Here is an 8,087-nt window from a genome sequence, read left to right as displayed (position 1 = left end):
CAACGTACCTCCTTCTTTAAAATATTTTTTATCGACAATCTTACACATAATATGTATAGTCATGCACAAAACCACAAGTTGTGGATAAAGGTTAATCAGAGCCTTGGGATAAGCTATCCACAGATTATCAACAGTTGTGGATAACAACGAATACTGATTTTCGGTTTTGAAGAGTAAAACACAAACATCGTATCAAAAATAACTAGAAATTACAAGCGTTCTCGATGGTTATCCACAAAATGCATATTCATGCACACCGCTGTTGTCCACAGGCCGTGAGTTTGTTAAAAAGTTGTAGATAAGTGGTGTGGATAGAAAAAATGCCCCAAATTCGTTATCCACAGCACTGTGTGTAGAAAACTTCATATATGTGGACAACTTATAACCAGATGAATTTACACTGAAAGAGAACGATAAGAGAACGATATTTCGAAATGCTATTGACATTTAGGGGTCAAACTATATATAATATCCAAGACTGTCTATAAGAGATAAATCGACTTTCAATTTTTCAGGAGGTGTCACATAGATGAAACGCACATACCAACCAAATAAACGCAAACATAGTAAAGTTCACGGATTCCGTTCTCGTATGAGTTCTAAAAACGGCCGTCGCGTATTAGCAGCACGTCGTCGTAAAGGAAGAAAAGTATTATCAGCTTAAGCCCACTGATCCGCATCAGTGGTCTTTTTTTTCTTTACCTATTAGAAGCGAATGATCAGGTGGAGAAGGTGAAGCATGAATAAACGTCAACGTGTAAAGAAGAATGCAGAGTTTCAAAAGATTTTTAAACGCGGTAAATCCTTTGCGAATCGCCAGTTTGTCTTATATTTCTTACCGAAAGAAGGACAAGAGGAGTTTCGCATCGGCCTATCCGTGAGTAAAAAAGTCGGAAATGCAGTCGTCCGCAACCAAATCAAACGCTATATCAGACAATCTTTCTTGGAACTGAAAGATGAAATCAACCCGAACATGGATTATGTCATTATCGCCAGAAATCAGGCGGCCAGTTTAGATTTTCATGAAACAAAGAAAAGTTTGCAGCACGTTTTGAAAATCGCTAAAATGATTCAAAAGATTAAGTAATAAAGACAAGAAGTTTTTCATGTATATATATATAGAAGAAATGGAATGTCGTTTTAGGGGGAAGAAGGGTGAACAAACGCTTACTTATTATCCTCATGCTTGTTTCTGTCACGCTATTACTTAGTGGATGTACAGAGTATGATCAACCGATTTATGAGGGCAGTAAAGGATTTTGGAACGAATTTATTGTTTGGCCTCTTGTTTCTTTCATTACATTGTTCAAGGAATTACTCGGATCTTACGGATTAGGTATTGTCATGGTGACAATAATAATTCGTTTGGCGATTCTTCCTTTAATGATCAAACAAACAAAGAGTGCAAAGAATATGCAAGATGTTCAACCTGAACTTGCTAAACTCAAGCAAAAATACAGCTCAAAAGATGCGGCTACCCAACAGAAGTATCAACAAGAAATGATGGCGTTATTTAAAGAAAAAGGTGTGAATCCAGCTGCGGGCTGTTTGCCGGTAGTCATTCAAATGCCTATCCTAATCGGTTTCTATCATGCGATTAGTCGCATGAATAATACGCCAGAAATTAACTTAGGCAGCTTCTTATGGTTTGAGCTTGCTGAACCAAGTATTATTCTTGCGGTTCTTGCAGGAATCATGCAGTTCCTGGTATTACGTACTGGTCAAGCAATGAACAACCCTCAAATGAAAATCATGATGTATTTCATGCCTATTATGATTATCGGGTTCGGTATTTTCTTACCTTCAGCCTTAACATTGTACTGGGTAATCGGAAATATCATTTCATTGAGTCAAAACATGGTCATTTACAAACCATGGAAAAAACGTACACTTCAACCTGCTAAAACTGGAGGGGCTAAAAAGTGAATCAGATTACGCAAACGGGTTCAACAACTGAAGAAGCGATATCTGCTGCATTAGCTAAACTTGAGACAACCAGAGATCAAGTCACCATTAACGTTTTAACTGAAGGTAAAAAAGGATTTTTAGGTTTTGGCTCCAAACTTGCAGAAGTGCAAGTTACAGTAAAGGAAGCACCACCCGTTGTGCAAGAGACTGAAATTGTCACTGTTGAGTCGTTAGAAGATGCGACAGAAAAAACAGTAGCGCCATTGCAAGAAAAAGGAGTTTCTAAGAATGTCGAGTCCACTCAAGGCGAGGCAGTTGAAGAAACGAAAGCATATATAAACCTTATTGCAAAAGAAATGAAAATTGACGATTTAACGATTCATACGGAGCAGAACGGTAAATATGTTACGCTTCGACTGGAAAGTAAAAAAGCAGCTGTACTTATTGGAAAACGAGGGCAAACGTTAAACGCCTTGCAACAATTATCACAATTAGTTGCAAACAAGTATGCTAACCATTTTTTGATGATTCAACTTGATGTAGAAAATTACCGCGAGCGCCGTCAAGAATCTTTGGAACAATTAGCCGAACGTATGGCGGATAAAGCAATCCGAACTGGAAAAAAAGTAGAGTTTGAACCAATGCCTTCTTATGAAAGAAAAGTGATACACAACGCTTTATCCAGACGGTTGGATATTGAGACCGTATCAGTAGGAACAGATCCTAATCGTTATCTCGTAATTGAACCATTAAAGTAATGGACAGCGGACCTTGACGTCACTTGACGAAAAGGTCCGTTTTCTTGTTGTCGAAATGACGTTTGCGACTTTCGATTTTAGTGATTTTATGCTATTGTTGTATGTTAGAGAATCATGACCGTTTTTTCAGTTATCCACATGTGGATAACTAGTAGACAGGAGGTGGGCGATCATGGAATTCGATACGATTACTGCGATATCCACACCAATGGGTGAAGGAGCAATTGCGATTGTGCGATTAAGTGGATCAGAAGCAGTTTCCATAGCTGATCAAATTTTTCGTTCGCCTGGAGAAAAAAAATTAAGTAGTCAAGCATCACACACGATCCATTATGGACATTTAATAGAGCCTGAATCAGGCGACGTAGTAGAAGAAGTCATGTTGTCTTTAATGAAAGGTCCAAAAACCTTTACACGAGAAGACGTAGTTGAAATAAATTGTCACGGAGGTATCGTTACCGTAAATCGAGTGTTGCAGTTAGTACTGAGACATGGTGCTCGATTAGCGGAGCCGGGAGAATTCACGAAACGTGCATTTTTAAATGGACGTATCGACTTATCTCAAGCAGAAGCTGTTATGGATTTAATTCGTGCCAAGACCGATCGTGCAATGAATGTTGCACTAGGTCAAATGGATGGAAAATTATCACGACTCATTGCCAGTTTGCGACAAGCATTGTTAGAAACGTTGGCACAGGTAGAAGTGAACATCGACTATCCAGAGTATGATGATGTGGAAGAAATGACATTGCCCATGATTATTGAAAAGTCATCTTGGGTGAAACAAGAAATTGAAGGGTTATTGCGTACTTCATCTCAAGGGAAAATATTAAGAGAAGGCTTATCTACTGTCATTATTGGTCGACCGAATGTAGGGAAGTCCTCTTTATTAAATAGTTTAGTGCAAGAAAATAAAGCGATTGTTACCGATGTAGCGGGGACAACACGTGACATTATTGAAGAGTATGTAAATGTCCGTGGCGTACCGTTAAAGCTCATTGATACTGCCGGGATTCGGGAAACAGAAGACATTGTTGAACGAATCGGTGTAGAACGCTCCAGACAAGTTCTTAAACAAGCCGATTTGATTCTTTTGGTACTGAACCATTCGGACGAGCTAACACCTGAGGATGAGCGTTTATTTGAAGCAATCGAAGGCATGGACTTTATTGTGGTAATCAATAAAACCGATTTAGAGAAGAAAATCGATAGTCAACGTGTAGAAGAACTTGCAGGGAACCGAAAAATCGTGACCACTTCTTTATTACAAGAAGAAGGAGTGGATCAGCTCGAGGAAGCAATTGCTTCATTATTCTTTGAAGGATCTCTGGAAAGTGGCGATTTGACGTATGTCTCAAACGCTCGTCACATTGCTTTATTGCACCAGGCAAAACAAACGATTGAAGATGCAATAGACGCAGCCCATGCTGCCGTGCCAATCGATATGATCCAAATCGATGTCACCAGAACGTGGGAAATTTTAGGTGAAATTACTGGAGATACAGTAGAAGAAAGTTTGATTGACCAACTGTTCTCCCAATTCTGTTTAGGGAAATAAGTGGAACGAAGGCTAAGTTCGCCGCGTCCTTGCGGCAACGCCTTCATGACCCACATCCTGTGGGCCCAAGTTGAATGCGGTGCGAAAGCCTGCTTTCGCCTGAGGTTCTGAAGCTTAGGTGCGAGCTGGCGCATGAAGCTAGACATAAAAGAGCGGAAAGCTTGAATATAAAAAATAGGATAAACGAAAGGAATGAACGAACATGCAGAAATTTGAAGCGGGCTCGTTCGATGTAATTGTTATTGGAGCTGGCCATGCCGGTTCTGAAGCAGCATTAGCGGCAGCGGGAATGGGTGCAAAAACACTCGTTTTAACAATTAATTTAGATATGATTGCATTTATGCCATGTAATCCATCTATCGGAGGCCCGGCTAAAGGAATAGTTGTCCGGGAAATTGACGCCCTTGGAGGCGCAATGGGGAAAGTCATCGACAAAACGCATATTCAAATGAGAATGTTGAATACAGGTAAAGGCCCAGCTGTACGTGCTTTACGTGCACAAGCTGATAAAGTGTTATATCAAGCTGAGATGAAACGCTTAATGGAAGAACAAGAGAACTTGTCTATCCATCAGGCAATGGTTGAGGAATTAATTATTGAAGACGACGAAATAAAAGGTGTTATTACACAAGTCGGGGCAATCTACCGTGCAAAAACAGTGATTGTAACAACTGGAACATTTTTACGTGGTGAAATTATCATTGGTGATTTGAAATATTCAAGTGGACCAAATAATCAACAACCTTCATTGAAATTGGCAGATAATCTTCGAGATTTAGGTTTTGATTTGGTACGTTTTAAAACAGGAACACCGCCACGCGTAAACAGTAAAACGATTGATTACAGCAAAACAGAGATTCAGCCAGGCGATGACTTACCACGAGCATTCAGTTATGAAACGACTGAATATATCATGGATCAAATGCCTTGTTGGTTGACGTATACGAATGAACGCACTCACCAGATAATTGATGAAAACTTGCATTTATCACCAATGTATTCAGGCATGATTAAAGGTACAGGTCCACGTTATTGTCCTTCCATTGAAGACAAAGTGGTACGTTTCAATGACAAACCACGTCACCAAATCTTCTTGGAGCCTGAAGGGCGCAATACGCGTGAAGTATATGTACAAGGGCTTTCTACAAGCTTACCTGAACATGTACAACGTAAGTTGCTAGAAAGCATTCCAGGGTTGGAAAAAGCTGAAATGATGCGAGCAGGATATGCGATTGAGTACGATGCAATGGTACCTACCCAATTATGGCCAACGTTGGAAACGAAAAAAATCCGTAATTTATATACTGCTGGTCAAATTAACGGAACATCTGGTTATGAAGAAGCAGCTGGTCAAGGGTTGATGGCTGGTATGAATGCTGCGGCTCGTTCTTTAAATAAAGAAGAAATCATTTTAAGCCGTTCGGATGCGTATATCGGTGTGTTAATTGATGATTTAGTGACAAAAGGAACGAATGAACCTTACCGTTTACTTACGTCGAGAGCAGAATATCGATTATTGTTACGTCATGACAATGCAGACTTGAGATTAACCAAAATCGGATTCGAAGCAGGATTGATTTCGGAGGAACGTTACGAGCGTTTTGAAGCGAAGAAGAAATTGATCGATGAAGAAATCGTCCGATTAAGAAAAACGATTATTAAGCCGAATGAAGTAACGCAAGAAATTATCCGTTCTAAAGGCGGCACTGAACTTAAAGACGGAATAAAAGGTCAGGACTTACTAAAACGCCCTGAAATGACGTATGATGATATTGCACAGCTTTCTCCTTCACCAATCGACTTAACAGATGAAATGAAGGATCAAATCGAAATTCAAATTAAGTACGAAGGTTATATCGAAAAAGCACTTCAACAAGTAGAGAAATTAAAGAAAATGGAAGATAAAAAAATTCCGGATTTAATTGACTACGATGCCATTTCTGGTATCGCTACTGAAGCGAAGCAGAAGATGAAAGAAGTTAGACCTTTATCAATTGCACAAGCATCTAGAATATCAGGTGTAAATCCTGCTGACATTTCTATCCTTCTGGTGTATATTGAACAAGGTAGAATAGCGAAAATATCCGGATAAGTATAAAAGTGGCTATTCGCTAAATTCAGCATTTAGCCACTCTTCATATACGGAAGGGGTCCAATATGAACCAACAACAATTTGTTGAAGCACTAAGAGAAAAAGGGATTATTTTAACCCCTGAACAACTTCAACAATTTCATAAATATTTCGAACTGCTTGTTGAGTGGAACGAAAAAATGAACTTAACTGCAATCACAGATCAACCATCCGTTTACTTAAAGCATTTTTATGATTCAATCAGCATGGCTTTTTATGTGGATTTTTCCAAAGGCCAATCAATTTGTGATGTAGGTGCAGGAGCGGGATTCCCAAGTATACCTTTGAAAATTTGTTTCCCTCAATTGCATGTAACTATTGTTGATTCATTGAACAAGCGGATTCAATTTCTCACACATTTAAGTGAGCAATTGGGACTTTCCAATGTTCAATTTGTACATGCCCGAGCAGAAGAATTTGGACAAAATCCAACTTACAGGGAACAGTATGATATTGTCACAGCGAGAGCGGTAGCGAGATTATCTGTATTGTCGGAACTTTGCATACCATTAGTTAAAGTCGGAGGTCAGTTTGTGGCGATGAAAGCTGCAGCGGCTCAAGACGAACTAAATGATGCAAAAAAAGCTTTAACAATTTTGGGTGCTGAAAAAATTCAAGAATATTCTTTCACACTGCCTGTAGAAAATAGTGAAAGATCATTGTTTGTTTTTAATAAAGTAAAGAGCACTCCTAAAAAATATCCAAGAAAACCTGGAGTTCCAAATAAAACTCCATTGTAATATTGTGTTTCACGTGAAACATTAATAAAGGATTGAAGAGATTTGTCTCGAATTAATACAAGTAGGTAGTTTCTTAAAGGTGGTGCCAGGGGATGAAAAGTCCTTTTTCACGTTTTTTTGGGAGTGGCGAAAAAGAGATAGCGGCTACAAAGCAAACAGTTGAACAATATGAAGAAGTAATGAAAATCCCTTTGCAATCGATTGTTCCGAATCGTTTTCAACCGCGGACTGTTTTTGATGAGTCCAAAATTGAAGAATTGGCTCGTACCATTCATACACACGGGGTTATTCAACCAATCGTAGTTCGTCAAATGGAAGATGGACGATATGAGATTATTGCGGGGGAACGTCGTTTCCGTGCGATGACGAAGCTTGAGTGGGAAGAAGTTCCTGCTATCGTGCGTAATTTAAGTGATAAAGAAACAGCATCAATTGCTTTAATTGAAAATTTACAACGCGAAGAATTAACAGCTATTGAAGAAGCATTGGCTTATCAAAAGTTGTTGGAACTTCATGAACTTACGCAAGAAGCTTTGGCTCAACGTTTAGGCAAAGGTCAATCAACTGTTGCCAACAAATTAAGACTGCTGAAACTACCACAAGTGATTCAGGATGGAATTTTGAAGCGTGAAATCTCAGAGCGTCATGCACGAGCACTCATGCCCATTAAAGAAGAAGAACAGCAAATCGCACTTTTCCAGGAAGTAGTGGAGCAACAATATAATGTGAAGCAACTGGAAAAGAAAGTGGAGGACCTGTTAAACCCACCAGTCGTTGAAGGTAAAAAAGAAAAGCCGAAAAGAAAGACGGTTAGTCGTGATGTAAGGATTGCACTGAATACACTCAGACAGTCATTTGCGATGGTTGCAAAAACGGGAATTAAGATGGAAACGGAAGAAGAAGAACTTGAGGATTTCTACCAAATTACTGTGAAAATCCCGAAAAAGAAATCTTGATATTACGAAATCGTGAACTCTTGCTCTGAAAATGGC

General features: G+C 39.2%; 8 protein-coding genes. All 8 read left to right on the top strand.

Annotated features, from left to right (window positions below; all coding sequences use genetic code 11):
* Positions 1 to 529 precede the first annotated feature (529 nt).
* The 8 genes from rpmH (at position 530) to noc (ending at position 8,051) form a co-directional block, all read left to right on the top strand.
* Complete coding sequence (rpmH, locus tag MHH33_RS18115; protein WP_016428940.1) at positions 530 to 664, top strand: 50S ribosomal protein L34; 135 nt, start codon at positions 530 to 532, stop codon at positions 662 to 664.
* 75 nt (positions 665 to 739) lie between these two features.
* On the top strand, positions 740 to 1,087 hold the full coding sequence (gene rnpA / locus MHH33_RS18110; protein WP_016428939.1) for a ribonuclease P protein component: 348 nt from the start codon (positions 740 to 742) through the stop codon (positions 1,085 to 1,087).
* Positions 1,088 to 1,155: 68 nt separating this feature from the next.
* Complete coding sequence (gene yidC, locus MHH33_RS18105; RefSeq protein WP_342542597.1) at positions 1,156 to 1,926, top strand: membrane protein insertase YidC; 771 nt, start codon at positions 1,156 to 1,158, stop codon at positions 1,924 to 1,926.
* Positions 1,923 to 2,666 carry an RNA-binding cell elongation regulator Jag/EloR gene (gene jag, locus MHH33_RS18100; protein ID WP_016428937.1) on the top strand — a complete coding sequence of 248 codons (744 nt, stop codon included), beginning with the start codon at positions 1,923 to 1,925 and terminating at the stop codon, positions 2,664 to 2,666. Before yidC ends, jag begins: the two co-directional genes overlap by 4 nt.
* Positions 2,667 to 2,838: 172 nt before the next feature.
* The gene (gene mnmE, locus MHH33_RS18095) at positions 2,839 to 4,224 is read left to right on the top strand and encodes a tRNA uridine-5-carboxymethylaminomethyl(34) synthesis GTPase MnmE (protein ID WP_016428936.1); all 1,386 of its coding nucleotides are present in this window, start codon (positions 2,839 to 2,841) and stop codon (positions 4,222 to 4,224) included.
* Positions 4,225 to 4,426: 202 nt separating this feature from the next.
* Positions 4,427 to 6,316: a tRNA uridine-5-carboxymethylaminomethyl(34) synthesis enzyme MnmG gene (mnmG, locus tag MHH33_RS18090; RefSeq protein WP_342542596.1), complete on the top strand. Its 1,890-nt coding sequence runs from the start codon at positions 4,427 to 4,429 to the stop codon at positions 6,314 to 6,316.
* 65 nt (positions 6,317 to 6,381) lie between these two features.
* Positions 6,382 to 7,095, top strand: a complete 714-nt coding sequence (gene rsmG, locus MHH33_RS18085) for a 16S rRNA (guanine(527)-N(7))-methyltransferase RsmG (RefSeq protein ID WP_016428934.1) — start codon at positions 6,382 to 6,384, stop codon at positions 7,093 to 7,095.
* 92 nt (positions 7,096 to 7,187) lie between these two features.
* Positions 7,188 to 8,051 (top strand): nucleoid occlusion protein, encoded by an 864-nt coding sequence (noc, locus tag MHH33_RS18080; RefSeq protein WP_016428933.1) that lies wholly within the window; start codon positions 7,188 to 7,190, stop codon positions 8,049 to 8,051.
* Positions 8,052 to 8,087 lie beyond the last annotated feature (36 nt).

The organism is Paenisporosarcina sp. FSL H8-0542 (genome assembly GCF_038632915.1).
Classification (GTDB): domain Bacteria; phylum Bacillota; class Bacilli; order Bacillales_A; family Planococcaceae; genus Paenisporosarcina.
This window is presented reverse-complemented; position numbering and strand designations above follow the sequence as displayed.

Coding starts and splice junctions, on each gene's coding strand:
- mnmG (WP_342542596.1), top strand. CDS start 4,427: ATGCAGAAATTTGAAGCGGGCTCGTTCGATGTAATTGTTATTGGAGCT.
- mnmE (WP_016428936.1), top strand. CDS start 2,839: ATGGAATTCGATACGATTACTGCGATATCCACACCAATGGGTGAAGGA.
- rsmG (WP_016428934.1), top strand. CDS start 6,382: ATGAACCAACAACAATTTGTTGAAGCACTAAGAGAAAAAGGGATTATT.
- noc (WP_016428933.1), top strand. CDS start 7,188: ATGAAAAGTCCTTTTTCACGTTTTTTTGGGAGTGGCGAAAAAGAGATA.
- rnpA (WP_016428939.1), top strand. CDS start 740: ATGAATAAACGTCAACGTGTAAAGAAGAATGCAGAGTTTCAAAAGATT.
- rpmH (WP_016428940.1), top strand. CDS start 530: ATGAAACGCACATACCAACCAAATAAACGCAAACATAGTAAAGTTCAC.